Origin of the sequence: Nocardioides hwasunensis (assembly GCF_014779665.1) — a bacterium.
Classification (GTDB): Bacteria; Actinomycetota; Actinomycetes; order Propionibacteriales; family Nocardioidaceae; genus Nocardioides; species Nocardioides hwasunensis.
On sequence record NZ_JACXYY010000004.1, the window covers coordinates 260,298 to 278,187 of the forward strand.

The 17,890-nt window shown below is 71.9% G+C and carries 21 protein-coding genes and 1 pseudogene; 6 read left to right on the forward strand and 16 right to left on the reverse strand.

Annotated elements, in window-relative coordinates:
* The 3 genes from IEZ25_RS11135 to IEZ25_RS11145 form a co-directional block, all read right to left on the reverse strand.
* Nucleotides 1–1,401, reverse strand: a complete 1,401-nt coding sequence (locus IEZ25_RS11135) for a glutamate mutase L (RefSeq protein ID WP_191199493.1) — start codon at nt 1,399–1,401, stop codon at nt 1–3.
* Complete coding sequence (locus IEZ25_RS11140; RefSeq protein ID WP_191199494.1) at nt 1,398–2,558, reverse strand: cystathionine gamma-synthase; 1,161 nt, start codon at nt 2,556–2,558, stop codon at nt 1,398–1,400. Before IEZ25_RS11140 ends, IEZ25_RS11135 begins: the two co-directional genes overlap by 4 nt.
* 85 nt (nt 2,559–2,643) lie before the next feature.
* Entirely contained in the window at nt 2,644–3,342 is a 699-nt protein-coding gene (locus IEZ25_RS11145; protein ID WP_191199495.1) for a hypothetical protein, read from the reverse strand.
* A 145-nt stretch (nt 3,343–3,487) separates the two neighbouring features.
* Here IEZ25_RS11145 and msrA point away from each other — a divergent pair, with 145 nt between their 5' ends.
* Both msrA and IEZ25_RS22465 read left to right on the forward strand, forming a co-directional pair.
* Entirely contained in the window at nt 3,488–4,138 is a 651-nt protein-coding gene (gene msrA, locus IEZ25_RS11150) for a peptide-methionine (S)-S-oxide reductase MsrA (RefSeq protein ID WP_191199496.1), read from the forward strand.
* A gap of 122 nt (nt 4,139–4,260) precedes the next feature.
* Nucleotides 4,261–4,584: pseudogene (locus IEZ25_RS22465) on the forward strand (response regulator transcription factor); the annotation flags it as partial.
* 96 nt (nt 4,585–4,680) lie between these two features.
* On the opposite strand, the gene IEZ25_RS11155 reads toward IEZ25_RS22465, so the two are convergent.
* Nucleotides 4,681–5,622, reverse strand: coding sequence for a peptidylprolyl isomerase (locus IEZ25_RS11155; RefSeq protein WP_191199497.1), 942 nt, complete (start codon nt 5,620–5,622; stop codon nt 4,681–4,683).
* Between the two features lie 179 nt (nt 5,623–5,801).
* On the opposite strand from IEZ25_RS11155, the gene IEZ25_RS11160 reads away from it, so the two are divergent.
* A complete protein-coding gene (locus IEZ25_RS11160; protein ID WP_191199498.1) occupies nt 5,802–6,143 on the forward strand; it encodes a YciI family protein in 342 nt (113 codons plus the stop codon).
* 22 nt (nt 6,144–6,165) lie between these two features.
* On the opposite strand, the gene IEZ25_RS11165 is transcribed toward IEZ25_RS11160, so the two are convergent.
* From IEZ25_RS11165 to IEZ25_RS11175, 3 genes are all read right to left on the reverse strand, one after another.
* Nucleotides 6,166–6,714 (reverse strand): hypothetical protein, encoded by a 549-nt coding sequence (locus IEZ25_RS11165; protein WP_191199499.1) that lies wholly within the window; start codon nt 6,712–6,714, stop codon nt 6,166–6,168.
* An 89-nt stretch (nt 6,715–6,803) separates the two neighbouring features.
* The gene (locus tag IEZ25_RS11170; RefSeq protein WP_318152181.1) at nt 6,804–7,091 is read right to left on the reverse strand and encodes a DUF1905 domain-containing protein; all 288 of its coding nucleotides are present in this window, start codon (nt 7,089–7,091) and stop codon (nt 6,804–6,806) included.
* 128 nt (nt 7,092–7,219) lie between these two features.
* Nucleotides 7,220–7,372 carry a hypothetical protein gene (locus IEZ25_RS11175; RefSeq protein ID WP_191199501.1) on the reverse strand — a complete coding sequence of 51 codons (153 nt, stop codon included), beginning with the start codon at nt 7,370–7,372 and terminating at the stop codon, nt 7,220–7,222.
* Nucleotides 7,373–7,510: 138 nt separating this feature from the next.
* Here IEZ25_RS11175 and IEZ25_RS11180 point away from each other — a divergent pair, with 138 nt between their 5' ends.
* Both IEZ25_RS11180 and IEZ25_RS11185 read left to right on the forward strand, forming a co-directional pair.
* Entirely contained in the window at nt 7,511–8,857 is a 1,347-nt protein-coding gene (locus tag IEZ25_RS11180; protein WP_191199502.1) for an ABC1 kinase family protein, read from the forward strand.
* A 159-nt stretch (nt 8,858–9,016) separates the two neighbouring features.
* A complete protein-coding gene (locus IEZ25_RS11185) occupies nt 9,017–9,433 on the forward strand; it encodes a nuclear transport factor 2 family protein (protein ID WP_191199503.1) in 417 nt (138 codons plus the stop codon).
* Here IEZ25_RS11185 and IEZ25_RS11190 read toward each other — a convergent pair.
* The 7 genes from IEZ25_RS11190 to IEZ25_RS11220 all read right to left on the reverse strand — a co-directional run bounded on the left by IEZ25_RS11190 (nt 9,427) and on the right by IEZ25_RS11220 (nt 15,716).
* On the reverse strand, nt 9,427–9,903 hold the full coding sequence (locus tag IEZ25_RS11190; RefSeq protein WP_191199504.1) for an SRPBCC family protein: 477 nt from the start codon (nt 9,901–9,903) through the stop codon (nt 9,427–9,429). The genes IEZ25_RS11185 and IEZ25_RS11190 overlap by 7 nt on opposite strands.
* Before the next feature lie 106 nt (nt 9,904–10,009).
* A complete protein-coding gene (locus IEZ25_RS11195; RefSeq protein WP_191199505.1) occupies nt 10,010–12,007 on the reverse strand; it encodes a vWA domain-containing protein in 1,998 nt (665 codons plus the stop codon).
* Nucleotides 12,004–12,528 carry a GNAT family N-acetyltransferase gene (locus IEZ25_RS11200; RefSeq protein WP_191199506.1) on the reverse strand — a complete coding sequence of 175 codons (525 nt, stop codon included), beginning with the start codon at nt 12,526–12,528 and terminating at the stop codon, nt 12,004–12,006. The genes IEZ25_RS11195 and IEZ25_RS11200 overlap by 4 nt, the downstream gene beginning before the upstream one ends.
* Nucleotides 12,521–13,918 carry a sigma 54-interacting transcriptional regulator gene (locus tag IEZ25_RS11205; RefSeq protein ID WP_191199507.1) on the reverse strand — a complete coding sequence of 466 codons (1,398 nt, stop codon included), beginning with the start codon at nt 13,916–13,918 and terminating at the stop codon, nt 12,521–12,523. Before IEZ25_RS11205 ends, IEZ25_RS11200 begins: the two co-directional genes overlap by 8 nt.
* Before the next feature lie 51 nt (nt 13,919–13,969).
* Nucleotides 13,970–14,452, reverse strand: a complete 483-nt coding sequence (locus tag IEZ25_RS11210; protein ID WP_191199508.1) for a GNAT family N-acetyltransferase — start codon at nt 14,450–14,452, stop codon at nt 13,970–13,972.
* Nucleotides 14,449–14,985, reverse strand: a complete 537-nt coding sequence (locus IEZ25_RS11215; protein WP_191199509.1) for a mycothiol transferase — start codon at nt 14,983–14,985, stop codon at nt 14,449–14,451. Before IEZ25_RS11215 ends, IEZ25_RS11210 begins: the two co-directional genes overlap by 4 nt.
* A 101-nt stretch (nt 14,986–15,086) precedes the next feature.
* On the reverse strand, nt 15,087–15,716 hold the full coding sequence (locus IEZ25_RS11220; RefSeq protein WP_318152182.1) for a hypothetical protein: 630 nt from the start codon (nt 15,714–15,716) through the stop codon (nt 15,087–15,089).
* An 83-nt stretch (nt 15,717–15,799) separates the two neighbouring features.
* Between IEZ25_RS11220 and IEZ25_RS11225 the strand changes: the two genes are divergently transcribed.
* On the forward strand, nt 15,800–16,156 hold the full coding sequence (locus tag IEZ25_RS11225) for a YchJ family protein (protein ID WP_191199510.1): 357 nt from the start codon (nt 15,800–15,802) through the stop codon (nt 16,154–16,156).
* On the opposite strand, the gene IEZ25_RS22250 is transcribed toward IEZ25_RS11225, so the two are convergent.
* Nucleotides 16,149–16,778, reverse strand: a complete 630-nt coding sequence (locus tag IEZ25_RS22250) for a YigZ family protein (RefSeq protein ID WP_191199511.1) — start codon at nt 16,776–16,778, stop codon at nt 16,149–16,151. The two genes, IEZ25_RS11225 and IEZ25_RS22250, sit on opposite strands and share 8 nt — an antisense overlap.
* Nucleotides 16,775–17,851, reverse strand: a complete 1,077-nt coding sequence (locus IEZ25_RS11235; protein ID WP_318152183.1) for a YihY/virulence factor BrkB family protein — start codon at nt 17,849–17,851, stop codon at nt 16,775–16,777. The genes IEZ25_RS22250 and IEZ25_RS11235 overlap by 4 nt, the downstream gene beginning before the upstream one ends.
* Between the last annotated feature and the right edge of the window lie 39 nt (nt 17,852–17,890).

The window sequence follows — 17,890 nt, forward strand, 5'->3', positions numbered from 1 at the left end:
CTACAGATCGACCTCGGGGCGCAGCCGCCCCACCAGCCGGTGCGCCGTGTTCGGGTGCTCCTCGGCCAGCAGACCGGCAGCAGCCAGCACGTAGTCACGGTCGACCAGGACCGTCGGATCGCGGGGCAGCTGCCACCCACCCTCGAAGGCGTCACCGGTCGCCGGCAGCAGCACCCGGCGTACGGCGTCGGGGCCACCGTGGCGCAGCACGCCACCCGATCCCACCATCAGGTCGACCTCGCGGAGGTCCTTGCCGCTGCGCTCGACCACCCGCCCCTCGGGGCTCACGATCACCTTGCTGCGACCGGCGTGCCGCTCGAGCGCGATCCGCACCGCGGCGGCCGCGATCTCGAGGTCGGCCTCGCGCTCGGCGTCGGAGTCGGGGAGGAGGTCCGGCTGCTCGCGGCGGCGCACAGCGGCGGTGTGGAGGTCGTCCCGACCGGCTGCCTCCACCGTCGTGATCGCCGACCACCGCATCCCGAGGTCGCCCTCGACCGTGCGGGTCACGGGCGTGGTCGCCACGACCTCACGGGCCAGGCCGCTGTCCTCGGGGTCGAGCTCGACGACGCTGTGCACGTCGGTGGTGGCGCCGCCGACGTCGACCACGACCACGTCGCCGGCACCGGGGTGCTGGTCGTCGAGCCCGCGCGCGAGCAGCTCGACCCCGGTCAGCACGACGTCGGGCGTCGCGCCGCGGACCAGCTCGGTGAAGCTCCGGCCGCTTGCGTCGGTGCGGCTGCTGAGGTGCTTGCCGCCGATGACGTGGCTCAGGAAGATCTCGCGGATCGCGCGGCGGGCGCTGTCGGGCGCGAGCACGCCGATGCGCGGGACGACGTTGTCGGCGAGGACGTGCGGGGTGCCGGCGCCCGCGAGGAGCCCGGCGACCACCGGCTGCGACTCGACGTTGCCCGCGACGACCACGGGGCCGGCCCACGGGGTGTGGGCGAGGAAGGCGGCGTCGCCCTCGAGGACCTCGGCGTTGCCGCCGTCGGTGCCACCCACCAGCAGGACCACGTCGGGCTCGGCCGCGCGCAGGTCGGCCAGCTTGGCGGCGTCGAGGCCGCCGGAGAGCACCAGCACGACCTTGCCCCCGCTGGAGAGCGCGACCCGTCGGCCGGCCTCGGCGGTGACCAGCTCCTCGTTGCCGACGACCGCGATCCGCAGACCGCCGCCGGCGCTGGAGCAGGCCACCACCTCGGCGTCGTGGGCGCGAGGATCCTGCTCGGCGAGCACCGCCACGCAGGCGTCGTACCCGTCGAGCACGTCGCCGCTCCCCCGCGCGTCGGGAAGGGTGGTGGGGTGGCTCGCGGTCGCGAGCAGGTCGCCGGTGGCGAGGTCGACCAGCGCGGCCTTGGTGAACGTCGACCCGAAGTCGACGCAGACGATGGTGGTGCCGCTCACCCCAGCGCTCGGTCGAGGTCGGCCACCAGGTCGTCGACGCTCTCGATGCCGACGCTGAGCCGGATCAGGTCGGCGGGAACCTCGAGGTCCGTGCCGGCGACGCTGGCGTGGGTCATCCGGCCGGGGTGCTCGATCAGCGACTCGACACCGCCGAGCGACTCCCCGAGGGTGAAGACCTCGGCGCGGTCGCAGACGGCCAGCGCCTGCGCCTCGCCGCCGGTCACGCGGAACGAGATCATCCCGCCGAAGCGCCTCATCTGGCGGGCAGCGACCTGGTGGCCGGGGTGCGCGGCAAGGCCGGGGTAGATGACCTCCGTGACACGCGGGTCGCCGTCGAGGAACTCCACGATCCGCTCGGCGTTGTCGCAGTGGCGGTCCATGCGGACGCCCAGGGTCTTGAGCCCGCGGTGGGTCAGGAACGCGTCGAACGGGCCGGCGACCGCACCCATCGCGTTCTGGTGGAAGCCGATCTTCTCGGCCAGGTCGAGGTCGCGCACGACCACCGCTCCCCCGACGACGTCGCTGTGCCCGCCGACGTACTTGGTCGTCGAGTGCACCACCACGTCGGCGCCGAGCGTGAGGGGCTGCTGGAGGTAGGGCGAGGCGAAGGTGTTGTCGACGACCAGCAGCGCGCCGGCGTCGTGGGCGACCGTGGCGAGCGCCTCGATGTCGCCGATGGTGAGCATCGGGTTGGTGGGGGTCTCCACCCAGACGAGCTTGGTGCGGCCGGGCTCGATCGCCGCGGCGACTGCCTCGGTGTCGGCGACGGGAGCAGCGCTGTAGGCGGTCCCCCAGAGCCTGGCGACCTTGTCGAACAGGCGGAACGTGCCGCCGTAGGCGTCGTCGGGGATGACCACGTGGTCACCCGGCGCGGTCAGCGCGCGGATGATCGCGTCCTCGGCCGCCAGGCCGGAGGCGAAGGCGAACCCGCGCTCGCCGTCCTCGACCGCCGCGAGCGCGCCCTCGAGCGCCGTACGCGTGGGGTTGCCCGAGCGGCTGTACTCGTAGCCGCCGCGCAGGCCGCCGACGCCGTCCTGCTTGTAGGTGCTGCTGGCGTAGATGGGCGGGTTGACCGCCCCGGTCATCGCGTCCGGCTCGTAGCCGGCGTGGATCGCACGCGTCTCGAAACCGGACTTGTTTCGGTGTTCCTGGGTCACCCGGCGAGGGTAGTCCCCGCGCGCCGGACGCAGAACGGCCGCCACACCCCCCGGGTGGCGGCCGTCCACGCTCTCGGTGCGCTGATCAGCTCGGCGCGAAGATCGCCGTCAGGGCCGTGTCCCGGATCGTCTCGGTCCCGGAGAACTGGTCGCAGACCAGGTTCACCGTCAGCAGGGCACCCTTGGTGACGGTGAACCCACGGGTGCCGGCGACGGTCGCGTAGGCGCCGGCAGCCCCGCTCACGACCTGGTAGGCATCGCCGTCGAGTCCCGTGGTGCGGCTGATCGAGCACCGTGCGGCGCCGGCCGCGTTGAACTCGACCTGACCGGACGAGGAGACGATGACCGTGCCGTTGGCCGGTGGCATCAGGCTCACCGAGCGGACGACCTGGGTGACGTTGGTGAGCGACAAGGTCTGGTCGCCGCCCGCGGTCGCGGCCACTGAGTTGATCAGCGGTGCGAGCTTCGTGTCGAGCTCGGACCGGGAGTAGGTCTCCGCCTTGCTGTAGGTCTCGCCCTTGCTGTAGCTCTCCGCCTTCGTGTAGCTCGACCCGGCCGCCGCGTAGGCGCCCTTCTGCTGGAAGGCCGTGTCACTCTGCGCCTTGGTGTAGTAGCGCTTGTCGGCGAGCGGCTTGAGCTCCTTCTTCCAGATCTTCTTCCAGCTGGTGGCGGCGGCCTGGCTGACCTGGGCGCCCGCCGGCGTGACGGCCATCAGGCCACCCCCGACGAGCACCCCGAGCATGACGGCCACGACCAGGTGGCGGGCCGATCGACGTGAGGACATGGTGCTGTTCCTTTCCCTCCGCGGCCCGCGGTGGGCTCGCACCGATGACGCTCCTCCTCTCCGGCGAGGAGCACATCGGTGGCAGTACGACGTCTAGACCGCGTAGAACTACGTAGCCGCTTGCGTGCCGCGCGACAATGGAGGCATGTTCGGATTCGGCAAGCCCTCCACCCTCCCCACGCCCGACCAGGCGCTCCCCGGCCGGTCGGAGTCGATGTGGAGCCTCGGCGACCACGTGGTCCTCGACGCGCCGGTCATCACGCCGGACGCGCCCGCCGGCTACGAGGTCGCGATCCTCGGCCTCGGCTGCTTCTGGGGCGCGGAGGAGATCTACTGGCAGGTGCCCGGCGTCTGGTCGACGTCGGTCGGCTACGCCGGCGGCAGCACGCCGAACCCGACCTACGAGGAGGTGTGCAGCGGCCGCACCGGCCACACCGAGGCGATCCGCGTCGTCTTCGACCCGTCAGTGGTGTCGTACGCCGACCTGGTGAAGAAGTTCTTCGAGATCCACGACCCGACCCAGGGCATGCGCCAGGGCAACGACGTCGGCACCCAGTACCGCTCGGCGATCTACTGGACGACGCCCGAGCAGGAGCAGACCGCGCGCGAGCTGACCAAGGTCTACGGCGACGAGCTCGCCCGCCGTGGCCTCGGCGAGATCACCACCGAGATCCGCCCTGCCTCCGAGACGCCGTACTTCTACGCCGAGGACGCGCACCAGCAGTACCTCGCCAAGAACCCCTTCGGCTACCGCTGCCACGCGAACACGGGTGTGGCGTTCCCCGAGACCGCCTGAGGTCGGTCACGCCATCGAGGCCCGCGGCCGCGCCGGTGCGGCCGGCCCGGGCCACCACCAGTTTTACCGTTTTGTGGATGCCCTGTGACGTTCACTTGTAGCGTTCGGCCGTGCCTGCAACCGTGTTGCTCGTCGAGGACGAACCCGACCTGGCCTTCGCGATGACGCGCGTCCTGGTGCGCGCCGGACACCACGTCGTCTCCGTCGACACGGGCACCGCCGCCGTGACCGCCGTGCTGGCCGGCGAGCACCCCGTCGACGTCGTCGTGCTCGACCGAGGTCTGCCCGACATCAGCGGCACCGACGCCTGCCGCCAGATGCGAGCCGGAGGGTTCGCCGGCGCCGTCGTCGTCGTGAGCGGGTACGTCGGCGACGCGCACCTGGCCGCCTGTCGCGACGCCGGGGCCGACGACGTGCTGGCGAAGCCCTTCGCGCTCGTCGAGCTGGTCAACCGCGTCGACGACGCCGTCAACGCCGCACCGGGGGTGGAGAGCCCGTCACCGGCGGCACTCACCTCGTGGGACGCTCCCCTGCCGTCCCGCTCAGCGCTCCTCGATGGTGACCTTCTCCATGAAGAGGCGCTGGGCGAACGCCTCGCCGCCCATGCCCACCCGCTCGAACGCGGTCAGCCGTTCGATGACGTCCATGCCCCTCAGCACCCGGCCGAACGTGGTCTGGCTCCGGTCGGTCCGGAAGCCCTGGTCGAAACCCTCTCCGTAGGCGATGTAGAACGCGCTGCCGGCCGTGTAGGGGCCTGAACCCGCTGTCGTCACCGTGCCGACCGGGTAGCCCTCACGCTCGGCGAGGTCCAGCTCGTCGGGCAGGGTGTAGCCGATGTCCCACCCGACGGTGTTGTCGCCGCTGCCGGCCTGGACGGCGGTGATGGCGCCGAAGTCCCGGAAGACCTCGAGACCGTCGTAGAACCCCTGCTGGGCGAGGAAGACGAACGAGTTCACCGCCACGGGCGCGTCGGTCTCCAGGAGGTCGATGACGATCGGGCCGCACGAGGTCTGGATCCTCGCGACGTAGTCCACTCCCTCCTCGAGGACCCGCGCGGGACCACCGGGATAGCGCGAGCGGGCCTCCCCGACGTTGACCGGAGCCTGGGCACCACACGCGACCGGACGGTCGTCGGCCACCGGCTTGTCCTCCCCCTCCACCGCGACCCCGGGATCGACGGTGTAGTCCTCGGCGACCGGCTCGCCGGCGTCGTAGGCCTGGGCGGCGGCGGACGCCTGCGCCTCCTTGGCGGCCTCGGCCGGGATGAGCTCGACGGTCTCGGTCGGATCCTCCGCGGCCACCTCGTCGTCCCGCGAGACGAGCGCGACGACCAGGACCACGACGAGGGCCACGATCGCCACGGCGGCTGCACCGCCGAGGACCGCCGTACGTCGTCGGCGAGACGCGGCCAGACGTCGCTGCTCGCGCTCCCACTCCTCCCGCTCGGCGTGCTTGCGCGCCTTGCGCTCCTTGCTGTTCCTCACGTCGTGCTCCTCGAGGCGGATGTGCCACGTCTCGGGGGCGTGCGGCCTCGCGCGATCGAGGGCCCCTCGTCGATCACCCTAGCGGCGCCCTCTCCACGCCGGCCTGTCGATCCGGGGCGGGTTCGTCCGTCACAGTGATGGAGGGCCGCGCCGAGCGGTCCGCACCACGAGGAGACGCCATGACGAGGTACGCCATCTACTTCCACCAGCAGTGGGTCGGGGACCACACCGAGGAGTGGTTCCTCGGCCGCGTCGCGCCGTCGACGGCCGTGGTCGCCGAGATGGAGGCGGCCGGAGTCCTGGTCTTCGCCGGTGGGCTGGTGGAGGACATGTCGCAGGCGTTCAGCGCCGACGGCACGAGCGGCACGACGGTGGTCACCGACGGCCCCTACACCGAGACGACCGAGCAGCTCGGCGGCATCACCATCATCGAGGTGTCGACCATCGAGGAGGCGCGCGAGTGGGCCGCCAAGGTCGCCGAGGGATGCGGGTGGCCGCAGGAGGTCCGCGTCGTCAAGTAGCGCGGACCTCCCCACCCGGCGATCAGCTGGACGCGACCCAGTCGGTGAAGGTCCGCGGGGAGCCGAGCCAGTCGAGCCTGGTGTCCTTGCCGTTGGGCTTCGTGCCGGCGACGCGGACCGCCACCCGGACCTCGTCGGGGTCGCCGATGGCGGCGCGCGAGATGCGGAACCGCACGGTCTCCTTCTCGTAGTCGACCTTCATCCGGTACGAGCCCTCCACGGGTTGGCCCCACGTCGCGGTGGCGAAGCCCTCGGTGGTCAGCAGGCGGTAGTCGGTGCCGACGAAGAAGCCGCCGGCGAAGACGTACTCCGGGCCGGGGGTGTCGGGGTCGGTGTCGAGGAACACCGCACCCGAGGAGCCGCTGCGGAACGACTCCTGCAGGTCGGTGTGCGTCGTGGTGACCACGAGGTTCTTCGCCTTGTGGTCCACGGTGACCGAGCGCAGGTCGACGCCGTGCCTGAGGTCCTTCGGGTCGGAGACGCCGATGCTGTCGGCGCTGGCGGGCGGGAGCTGGGTCAGGGTGAGGGCGGCGACCGACAGGGCCGCGGCGCTCAGGATCGTGGTGCGCATGGTGCTGTCCGTTCTCGAGTGCTCGTCCCCCGAGCGGGGACGACGGAGAGACGCGCGAGGCGCGGTCGAGGTTGCATCTGTCCGTCTGCTCAGTCCCGGCCCACGTGCATCCGCACCCCGACCACGTCGTCGAGCTCGATGCCCTCGGCCCGGCGCACGGCGGCCTTCACCGGGAGGAACCACGTCTCCTCACGGGGAAACATGGCGGTGGTGAACTCCGTCGTGCCGATCCGTGCCCGCACCGGCACGACGCCCCAGTAGACGACGTCGGCCTTGACCTCGTCGACCAGCTCGGCGGCGTCGAGCGGGAGCCGGACGAAGTGGAACGGCGCGGGACCGCGCCACTCGACGACCTCGCCGACGAACTCGAGCTCCACGGCACCAGCCTCGCAGAAGGACGTGACGACGAGCATGGGACGGGCCGGAGTCGGTGACTCCGGCCCGTCCCTCCACCGCGCCCCTGTTGCACGGCGGCTCCCCTGGAGGAGGTTCTCGTTGCTCCGGGTTACCCCGGAGCCGCCACGGCGCCCACCACGTCGACGAGGCCGTAGCCCCTGTCGTACGACGTGGTGCCGAGGGGACCGGACTGCCCGGCGAGGAAGTCGGAGACGCCGGCAGCTCCGGCGAGCACGGGCTTGAGCTTCAGAGCTGGTCTCACGAGGTCCTCCCGAGGGTGTCGTCTCCGACTCCTCAACGACGCTCGCGGCGTCAGGTCACGGAGGGTCACGCTCCCCTGTTCGGAGCACTCAGCCGTCCGGATGGGCCGCTCCCCTTGCCACCGGGGGACAATGAGGCCATGACCGAGCTCCCTCGCAAGGCCGCCGCGCGCACCGCGCGGCTGGCGGCACTGCCACTGGGGTACGCCGGACGCCAGGCCGTGGGCCTCGGCAAGCGACTCGGTGGCAAGTCGGCCGAGGCGGTGCTGACCGACGTCCAGCAGCGCACCGCCGAGCAGCTCTTCCGCACGTTGGGCGAGCTCAAGGGCGGGGCGATGAAGTTCGGCCAGGCGCTGAGCGTGCTCGAGGCCGCGCTGCCCGAGGAGGTGGCCGCGCCCTACCGCGAGCAGCTGACCGCGCTCCAGGACTCCGCTCCCCCGATGCCGACCGCCACGGTGCGCCAGCAGATCGCCGCGCACCTCGGCGCGGACTGGAAGGAACGTCTGGTCTGGCTCGACGGCGCGCCGACCGCTGCGGCCTCGATCGGCCAGGTCCACCGAGGTCGCTGGGACGATGGCACGACCGGGGAGCGCGAGGTCGCGGTCAAGGTGCAGTACCCCGGTGCCGGCGAGGCGCTGATGGGCGACCTGAAGCAGATCGCGCGGCTGGCGCGCAGCGTCGCGCCGGTCTTCCCGGGCCTCGACATCAAGCCCTTGGTCGCCGAGCTGCAGGCGCGGGCCGCCGACGAGCTCGACTACACCCTCGAGGCGGAGGCGCAGTCGGCGTACGCCGAGGCGTTCGCCGACCACCCCGACATCGTGGTCCCACCCGTGGTCGCCGTGGGCGGCGAGGTCATCGTCACGGAGTGGATGGACTCCGCGCACTCCCTGGCACACGTCATCCGCGAAGGCACCCAGGCCGAGCGCGACCACTACGGCGAGCTCTTCGTCCGGTTCCTGTTCGAGGGGCCGCGACGCACCGGCATGCTCCACGCCGACCCGCACCCCGGCAACTTCCGGGTGATCCCGGCCGACGACGGCGGCCTGGGCCGGCTGGGCGTGCTCGACTTCGGAGCCGTGGCCCGCCTCCCGCAGGGTCAGCTGCCCGAGGCGATGGGCCGGCTCATCCGTGTCGCGATGGAGTCCGACGAGGAGTCGCTGGTCGCCGGCCTGCGTGCCGAGGGCTTCATCAAGGAGCGCACCGCCGTCGACCCGGCGCTCGTGCTGGCCTACCTCGCGCCGTTCGTGGAGCCGGCCGCGCAGGAGCGGTTCTCCTTCACCCGCGAGTGGATGCGCGAGCAGTTCGAGCGGATCAACGACCCTCGCGCCGAGACGTTCACGCTGGCCACCAAGCTCAACCTCCCGACGTCGTACCTCCTCATCCACCGCACCTGGCTCGGCGCCCTCGGGCTGCTCAGCCAGCTCGGCGCCACCGCCCCCTTCCGGGAGATCCTCGAGGAGTCGCTGCCGGGGTTCGCCGCTGACTGACCTCCCACGCGCGGTAGTCCAGTGGCAGGTGGCTGCCCCGCCGGGGTAGTCCAGTGGCAGATGGCTGTCCGGAGGGCCGAAAGACGACCGTCTGCCACTGGACTACCCCGAGGTGGCGTCGCGGGACGGGCGCGGCACGTCGGTGGCACGATGGCGCGCATGTCCTCCCCTTCGCCCGCCGCAGACGCCCTCGCCCGCTGGCACGCCGTCGTCGAGTCCCGCGACCCGGCCGGACTGCCCGCGCTGATCGCCGAGGACGCAGTCTTCCGCAGCCCCGCGGTCCACACGCCGCAGGAGGGTCGCGACACCGTGGTCGGCTACCTCACCGCCGCCTTCGTCGTCCTCGGCCCGCACCTCACCTACGAGCGCGAGTGGCTCGGTGAGGACTCGGCGGTGCTGCAGTTCCGCAGCGAGGTCGGCGGCCTCGACGTCTCGGGTGTCGACATGATCACGTGGGACGCCGACGGCCGGATCGTCGACTTCACCGTGATGGTCCGGCCGAAGAAGGCGCTCGACGTCGTCATCGAGCACATGGGGGCCGAGCTGATGCGGATGCTCGAGGCCGCCGGTCACTGACCCCGTCGGCGCACGACCCGGTCGAGGATGCCGAGCGTCGCGCGCAGCGCGGTCTGGTCGATGACCGGGAAGATCGTGCGCCACCGGTCGGTGACCGCGGACCAGTCGTAGACCGACGTCACCCACGTGCCGGTGCGACCGTCCACCTCGCCGGCCTCGAGGAGGTAGGCGTAGGTGTGGCCGATCGGCGGCTGGATGGTGCCGTCGATCCACCAGCCGATCTCGAGGTCGGTCCGGTAGCGGTCGATGACCACGTCGACGTCGTAGCGCCCCATCGGCAGGTCGCCCAGCGCCTCGCGGTCCATGTGCACGGTGAACCGGTCGCCGACCGCGGACACCGGGTCGCCGTCGGCGGCCTGGAGCATCCCCGACGAGTCGATCTCGACGTGGCCCTCCGGGTCGCGCAGCACCGCGAAGATCGCGGAAGGATCCGCCTCGATGAAGCGGCGGGCGGTCAGCTGGTCGGTCATGGGGCCAGCCAAGCACGCCGCTCGTTCGCCGTCGTTCGCGCCACCCTGGCGGCGTACGACATCGCGCGAGCCCGTTCCGATGTCGTTTCCCGCCACCCTCGAGCGCTCAGACCCAGAAGCCGCGCCCGCCGGCCCAGTCACCGAACTGCTCGCGGTACGACGACGCCGGGCTGCGGGAGCCGAGGTAGGACCCGACCACCGCGGCCCCGAGGTCGTCGAGCTCGGGGCTGACCATCCGGCCGTCGACCCGTCGCGCCATCGAGTCGATGAAGCGGGCCAGGCCCGGGTCCTCGCCGAGCCGGAAGAAGGTCACCTGCGCGCCCAGCCGGGCGGACGCGTCGAGCTCGCGCACCGACTGGGCGATGGTCAGCGGGTGTGGTGGATAGGAGAACCACACCTCGCCGTCCTGCTCGAGGTGGGCGGTGGGCTCGCCGTCGGTGACCACGAGGAGCACCGGCTGGGCGTTGGGATGCTTGCGGAAGAACCGGTTGGCCAGCAGCAGCCCGTGGTGGAGGTTGGTGCCCTTGTCCCACTTCGCGTCCAGCGCGGTGAGCTCCTCGATCTCCATCACCTGCGCGTGCCGACCGAAGGCGATCAGCTGGAGGTCGTCGCCGCGGAAGCGGGACCGGATGAGCTGGTGCAGCGCCAGCGCGGTCCGCTTCATCGGCACCCAGCGGCCGTCCATCGCCATCGAGAACGACGTGTCGACCAGCAGGGCGACCGCCGCCTGGGTGCGGGCCTCGGTCTCGACGACCTCGATGTCGTCGACCGTGAGCCGGATCGGGCGACCTGCGTCGCGCAGGACCGCGTTGGTGATCGTGCGTGGCACGTCCCACGGCTCGGTGTCGCCGAACTCCCAGCGCCGGCTCGCGCCCGACGGCTCGCCCGCGAGTCCGGTCGTCCGCGTCTCGCGGGCGCCGGAGCGTCCGCTCATCCGGTCCGCGACGTCGCGCAGGAGTGCCTTGCCGAGCTGGCGCATCGCCTTCGGCGAGAGCCGCAGCTCGCCGTCGGAGCCGCGCTTGAGGTAGCCGCTGTCACGCAGCGCACGCTCGAGCTCCTGCAGCGTCTTCGCCGACACAGCCGCGTCCTGCCCGAGCTGGTGGGCCAGCGCGTCGAGGTCGACGTCGTCCATCCGCGCACCCTGGTGGGACTGGGCCAGCTGCTCGGCGAGCGCGTCGAGCTGGGCGAGGTCCTGCAGGGCGCCCGTCCCGTCGCCGAGTCCCATGCCCGTCCCGGGGCCACCCTCGAAGCTCTCCGAGCCCGACCAGTCCTCGCCGGGCCGCAGCGCCTGCAGGTTGGCGTCCATCCGGGCCAGCTGCTCCATCAGCTGCGGCGAGCCGAACGCCTGCTGCGAGAGCTCCATCAGCTCCTGCTGCTGCTCGGGCGTCATCGAGTTCAGCATCCGCTGGGCCGCAGCGGCTCGCTGGGCGAGCGAGTCGAGGAGCTCGTCCATGTCCTGGGGGTTCTCCGGGAAGAAGTCCCCGTGCTGGTCCATGAAGTCGCGGAACTCCTCGTCCGTGACCCCGCCGGCGGCGTGCTTCTCGAGCAGGTCGTTGAGGTCGGAGAGCATCTCCGAGACGGCCTGCCGGTCCTCCTCGGTCGCGCCCTCGAGCGCCTGCTTCATGCCGGCGAAGCGCTGGTCGAGCAGCTCGCGACCGAGCAGGTCCTTGATCTGCTCGTAGGCCTCGCGCGCCTCCGAGGACTGCCAGTCGTACGACGACAGCTCGCTCACCGCGGCCGGCGTGGAGGTCGGCAGGTTGTCGAGCATCATCTCGCGGAAGTCGCGGTCGGCGTCGTCCATCGTGATGTCGCGCGCCAGCTGGCCCCGCTCGGCCATGACGGCCTGGTCGAGCAGCTCCTTCACCTCGCGCATGGTGCCGTCGAGGTTGTTGCGCTGCAGGATCTCGCGTCGCTTCTCGGCCACCCGGCGGGCGAGCTCGTCGAGCCCGGCCTGGTCGCTGCTGCCGCGGCGCAGGAACTCGCGCATCGCGCGCTCGGGCGAGTAGCCGGCCATCACGTCCTGGCCGATGGCGTCGAGCGCCTCGGCGAGGTCGACGGGCGGGGCGAGCGGGTCGCCGCCGGCGTACTTCTTGAACCGACTCATCGAGCCAGCACCTTGCGCATCCAGATGTCCGCGGGCCACTCGTCACCGTCGATGCGCTCGACCTCCGTGAAGCCGTGGGCGCGGTAGAAGTCGTAGGCCTGCTCGTTGCCCTCGACCACCTCGAGCCACAGCTCGTCGCCCTCGACCATCGCCTCGATCTCGGCGAGCAGCCGACGCCCGAGGCCGCGTCCCTGGTGGTCGGGGTGGACGTAGAGCTTCCACATCACCTCGCGGTCGCCGCTGACGTAGGGGAAGTCGCGATAGGACTGCGACAGGCGGCCGAGGTTGGCCAGCGCGACGACCTCGCCGTCCTGCTCGGCGACGAGGTGGGCGTTGCGCGCGAGCGACTTCTCGAAGACCTCGGGGACCCACCACTCGTCGAGCATCCGCTGGGCGTACGCCGCGTCGATCGGTTCGTAGGTCGGTGGCACGACCGCCTCGCCGAGGTCGCGGAACGCGGGGATGTCGTCAACGGTGCCAGGGCGGATGGTGGTGGTGCCTGCGGAGCGGACCTCAGCCATAGACCGTCTCCCCGGCGTCGGTGTCCTTGCCGATCTTGCGAGCCAGGTAGAGGCCCTCCAGCGCGAGCTCGAGCGCGGCGGCACGCTCGCCGTCGTTGGTCGCCCCGACGCGGTCGCACACCTCGTCGTAGAGGTCGGACTCACCCAGCACCGGCAGTCCGGCGAGGAAGTCGCGGGCGCCCACGCGGGCGCCGGTGCTGACCATCGCGCCCTCCTCGATCGCCTCGACCAGCAGTCGCAGGTCGATGCCGGCCAGGTGGGCACGCACCGTCTCGGCGACCGCGGTGCGGAGCAGGTGGGTGAGGATCTCGGTCTCGCGCCCCTCCTCGCCGGTCTCGAACTCGATCTTGCCGCCGAGCACGTCGACGGCGGTCTCGAGGTCGACGACACGGGCCACGGCCTGCTCCTCGCCCTGGGTGGTAGCCCGGTGCAGGGCGGCGGCAGCGATGGTCTCGGCACCGGCGATCGCGAACCGGGCGCTGACGCCCGAGCGCTGGTCGACCGACTGGGAGTCACGCAGGTTGCGGGTGAAGCGGGCCAGCACCTCGAGGAGGTAGGTCGGCACGTCGGCGACGAGGTCGGCCTCCTGCTCGATGACGGCCATCTCCTCCTCGACCTCGCGCGGGTAGTGCGTGCGGATCTCGGCGCCGAAGCGGTCCTTGAGCGGGGTGATGATGCGACCGCGGTTGGTGTAGTCCTCCGGGTTGGCGCTGGCCACCACGAGGACGTCCAGTGGCAGCCGCACGATGTAGCCGCGGATCTGGATGTCACGCTCCTCCATAACGTTGAGCATCGCGACCTGGATCCGCTCGGCGAGGTCGGGCAGCTCGTTGATCGCGACGATGCCGCGGTGGCTGCGCGGGATGAGGCCGAAGTGGATGGTCTCCGGGTCGCCTAGGTGGCGGCCCTCGGCGACCTTCATCGGGTCGACGTCGCCGATGAGGTCGGCGACCGACGTGTCGGGGGTCGCGAGCTTCTCGGCGTACCTCTCGTCGCGATGCCTCCATGAGATGCGCAGGTCCTCGCCGTACGTCGCGGCCGCCTGCTGGGAGGTGACGGTGATCGGCTCGTAGGGGTGCTCTCCGAGCTCGGAGCCGGAGATCACCGGGGTCCACTCGTCGAGCAGCGCGACCAGCGAGCGGAGCAGGCGGGTCTTGCCCTGGCCGCGCTCACCGAGCAGGACGATGTCGTGGCCCGCGAGCAGGGCGCGCTCGACCTGCGGGATGACGGTCTCGGAGAAGCCGTGGAGGCCCGGCCACGGGTCCTCACCGGCACGCAGCCGGGCGAGCAGGTTGTCGCGGAGCTCCTGGCGGAGCGTCTTGAGCTGGTGGCCGCTCTCGCGGAGCTGGCCGAGGGTGCTGGCGTCGGGGTGCTGGGTCTGGTCCGTCACGTCTTCCACGCTAGACCCGGCCGTCAACGTCGAGTGCGCTCGAAGTCAGCCTCAGGACAGGTCGAGGTGCATCACGTGCAGCCCGACCCGGCCGTGGGTCGCGCTGTCGAAGGCGCGCGGCACGGTGCCGATGATCTCGAAGCCGAGGTCCTGCCACAGGCGTACGGCGGCGGTATTGGTCTCGACGACGGCGTTGAACTGGATCGCGGCGAACCCCTGGTCGCGGTGCCACTGGACGGCGTACTCGCCGAGCCGGCGACCCACCCCGCGCCCCCGCGCGGTCCCGTCGACCATGAACGAGCCGGTGCCGACGTGGGCCCCGCGGCCGGGACGGTTCGGGCCCATCTTGGCCGAGCCGAGGACGCGGTCGTCCTCCTCCAGCACGACCACGTGGCTGCCGTCGAGCCACCAGCCACGCGCCTGCTCCGACGTCGCGCCCAGCGGGTAGGCGTAGGTCTCGCCGGCCTCGACGATGTCGCGCCAGAACGGCCAGATCGCCGGCCAGTCCGCCTCGGCGGCCACACGGATGCTCATATGTCCATCGCCCCGTCGATCGACTGGCGGATCAGGTCGGCGTGCCCGACGTGGCGGGCGTACTCCTCGACCATGTGCACCAGCACCCACCGGAGGGTCGCGGTCTCCCCCTTGGCCGGGTCGCGCGGGCGCGCCACGCGCTGCGCGAGGTCGGGATCAGCCGCCAGCACGCTGTCCAGGCAGGCGTCGGAACGGGTGATGGCGTCGACGAGCAGTCCGTCGAGCTCGGCGTGCGACGCGCCGGCGGCGCTGTGCCAGTCCCAGTCGGGGTCGTCGTCCCAGGGAGCGGTGTCCCACGGAGGAGCGGGCTCGTGGGCGGCGAGGTTGTAGGAGAACCAGTAGTCCTCCACGAAGGCGAGGTGCTTGAGCATCCCGCCGAGGGTGAGGTCGCTCGGCGGGAGGGTCTGGTCGAGCTGGGCGTCGGTCAGGCCTCTCGCCTGCAACCGGACCGTCGCGCGGAAGTGGTCGAGGTAGGAGCGGAGCATGCCGACCTCGGAGTCGCTGAAGGACGGCTCGGGGCGCTCGATCGTCATGGCGGCACCGTAGTGCGCGGACCGACGGACCGGACACCCGGACACGACGAGCCGCCCCGCTCGGATCGGGCGAGGCGGCCCGGGTGGGGTCGGCTGGTCGGTCAGAGGGTCGGGCCCTCGCCGCGCAGCTTGTCGACCTCGGCCATCGCGTCGCGGAGCTGGCCGAGCCACTCGTCGGCGTGCTCGCCGACCAGCTTGACCGACCACGCGAGCGCGTCGGACCGGGAGCGGGCGACGCCGGCGTCGACGAGCGTGTCGAGCACCTGCCGCTCGGGCTGGCGCAGCCGCGTCATCACCGGGGCGGAGACGTGGGTGAAGAGCGCCTCGGTCTCACCGAGCCGCACCCCCCACGACACCTTGCGCTGGTAGCGGGCCTCGGCCTCGAGCGCGATCTCGATGCGCTCGGCCTTGGTCTCGGAGCGGAAGCGGCCGATGCGGCCCTCCGCCTCGGCGCCGTCCGCCTCCTCGGCGAGCGTGCCCATCACCGTGACCTCCTCACGGTCGGACCTCACCTCGATCTCGCTGAACCAGGCCTCCGGCAGCCGCCCCCGGAACCAGTCCGCGGCGTCGGCCGCGGGCGGGAGGTCGGCGACCTGCCAGCCTCCACGGCGACCGCGGACCTCGCCGCGCTCGCCCCGCCCCTGACCTCGTGGACCGCGGCGCTCGCCCCGGCCTTCGCCGCGTCGGCCGCGGCCCTCGTCGTGCTCGTCTTCGGCTCTGGCGTTCGTCATGTGCCTCCTTCTTGCAGTGCTTACATGATTACACCGTTGAACCGTGAGGTCGACCCACGTGTTCCCGCACTACGCTCGGCCGCGTGGATCGACTCCAGCAGCCCTGCCCGTGCGGCAGCGAGACGACGTACGACGGGTGCTGCGGGCCGCTGCTCGCCCACACCGCGCAGGCGACGACCCCCGAGCAGCTGATGCGCTCGCGCTACACCGCCCACGTGCGCGGCGACGCCGACCACCTCTTCCGGACCTGGCACCCGCGCACCCGTCCCGATGACGTACGACCGGACCCGCACACCCGGTGGACCGGCCTGCGGATCGTCGCCGCGGCCGGCGGCACGGTCGAGTTCGTCGCGAGCTGGGAGGGCGGCTCGATGCACGAGGTGAGCCGGTTCGAGCAGCGTGCCGGGCGCTGGGTCTACGTCGACGGCGACGTCACGTAGGCGCGTCCACCCAGCGCTCGCCGACCGCCTCCGGCTCCGCCGCTCCCCCGGTCGCCGCTCTCACGATCGCGCGCAGCCGGTCGGTCTCGGTCGGAGCGGCCGCGAGCAGCAGCCGGACGCGGGCGTCGTGGGCCACGCCGAGCACGGTGACACCGCGTGAGCGGAGCTCACCCTCGACCCGTCCGGCGTCCGCGTGGTCGAGCTCCAGCGCGAGCTCGGTGAGCAGCGTGCGGCGCAGCGTCCCGGCCTCGGCCAGTGCCGTGCGGACCGCGTCGCCGTAGGCGCGCACCAGACCACCCGCGCCGAGGAGGGTGCCGCCGAACCAGCGGGTCACCACCGCGGCCACGTCGCTGACGCCGGCACCGCGGAGCACGTCGAGCATCGGCGCCCCCGCCGTGCCGGCGGGCTCGCCGTCGTCGGACGAGCGCTCTACCTCGCCCCGAGGTCCGAGCACGAAGGCCGAGCAGTGGTGCCGCGCGTCGCCGTGCTCGCGGCGCAGGCGAGCGACGAGCGCCCGCGCCTCGTCCTCGTCGGCGACCCGACGCAGCGTGCAGAGGAAGCGCGAGCCACGGTCCTGCACCTCGCCGGTCGCGGCACGCGCCACGGTGACGTACGACGTCACGCCGGCCGGTCTGCGGGATCCACCCGCGACGGTGACTCTGGCTCCGGGGCCGGCTCGGGCTCCTCCTCGGCCGCCGCCTTCGCGGCGGCCTTGACCTCGGCGGGCCCGGGCTCCCAGACCACCTTGACCTCCTCGAAGCCCTTGTGCCGCTGCATGCGGGCGTAGAGGGCGTAGGCCTGACGGTCGGCGTCGGTGAGCTGGACGTTGTCGGTGAACGGGGTGAGCAGCGCGCGCGGCCAGAGGCGACGGGCCCACACCACGTTGATCTCCATCGCCAGGACCGCCATCACCGCGCCGATCCAGAGGAAGCCGATCAGACCGAGGACGAGCCCGAACGTCTTGGTCATCGAGGTGGTGTTGACGAGCACGCGGTCGACGTAAGCCGCGCCGGCGAGCTGGAGCAGCTGCCACATCACGGCCAGCGTGTAGCCGCCGGGGGCCGCGCGCCAGAAGGAGTGCTGGCCGGTGGCGGCGAACCGGAAGAGCAGCGTGAGGAACGTGCCGACCACGGCGACGGTGATTAGCGGGAGGAACGTCTTGAGCCCCTCGGCCACCACGGCACCGAAGAGGTCGGTGGTGCTCGCGATGGTCGACACGACGGTCACCGCCAGCAGCGAGAAGCCCGCGGTCACCAGCAGGATGAGCGTCTTCACGCGGGCGTAGACCGGGTTGGGGCGGCTGTTGCGGGGCACCGACCAGGCGACGTGCTGAGTGTTCTGCAGGGCCTGCCCGAGACCCATCGCACCGTAGAGCGCGGCCAGGGCACCGACGACCACACCGGAGACCGAGCCCTGGAGCCCCTCCGGTCGGCCGAGCTCGTCGCCGATGATCGGGAACTGCGACAGCGCCGAGTTGAGGATCTGCTCCTGCCACTGCGGTTCGCCGCGCAGGATCAGCCCGAGGATCGAGGTGCCGAGCAGCATCAGCGGGAAGATCGCGATGAACGCGTAGTAGGTCAGCGCCGAGGCGAGGTAGGGGCCCTGGTCGTCGAAGTACTTGTAGATGACGGCCAAGGGGAAGCCGAGCACCGAACGACGGCGCTGGAACCTGTCGACTGCCCCCACCGCTCCCACGGGTGCGAGGTTACCGCTCCGGGCGCCCCGGGCCGCACC

Bases quoted from the DNA above. Each gene is read 5' to 3' on its own strand.
- IEZ25_RS11145 (WP_191199495.1), bottom strand. From the start codon at position 3,342: ATGTCCTCACGTCGATCGGCCCGCCACCTGGTCGTGGCCGTCATGCTC.
- msrA (WP_191199496.1), top strand. From the start codon at position 3,488: ATGTTCGGATTCGGCAAGCCCTCCACCCTCCCCACGCCCGACCAGGCG.
- IEZ25_RS11160 (WP_191199498.1), top strand. From the start codon at position 5,802: ATGACGAGGTACGCCATCTACTTCCACCAGCAGTGGGTCGGGGACCAC.
- IEZ25_RS11165 (WP_191199499.1), bottom strand. From the start codon at position 6,714: ATGCGCACCACGATCCTGAGCGCCGCGGCCCTGTCGGTCGCCGCCCTC.
- IEZ25_RS11180 (WP_191199502.1), top strand. From the start codon at position 7,511: ATGACCGAGCTCCCTCGCAAGGCCGCCGCGCGCACCGCGCGGCTGGCG.
- IEZ25_RS11185 (WP_191199503.1), top strand. From the start codon at position 9,017: ATGTCCTCCCCTTCGCCCGCCGCAGACGCCCTCGCCCGCTGGCACGCC.
- IEZ25_RS11190 (WP_191199504.1), bottom strand. From the start codon at position 9,903: ATGACCGACCAGCTGACCGCCCGCCGCTTCATCGAGGCGGATCCTTCC.
- IEZ25_RS11195 (WP_191199505.1), bottom strand. From the start codon at position 12,007: ATGAGTCGGTTCAAGAAGTACGCCGGCGGCGACCCGCTCGCCCCGCCC.
- IEZ25_RS11200 (WP_191199506.1), bottom strand. From the start codon at position 12,528: ATGGCTGAGGTCCGCTCCGCAGGCACCACCACCATCCGCCCTGGCACC.
- IEZ25_RS11210 (WP_191199508.1), bottom strand. From the start codon at position 14,452: ATGAGCATCCGTGTGGCCGCCGAGGCGGACTGGCCGGCGATCTGGCCG.
- IEZ25_RS11215 (WP_191199509.1), bottom strand. From the start codon at position 14,985: ATGACGATCGAGCGCCCCGAGCCGTCCTTCAGCGACTCCGAGGTCGGC.
- IEZ25_RS11220 (WP_318152182.1), bottom strand. From the start codon at position 15,716: ATGACGAACGCCAGAGCCGAAGACGAGCACGACGAGGGCCGCGGCCGA.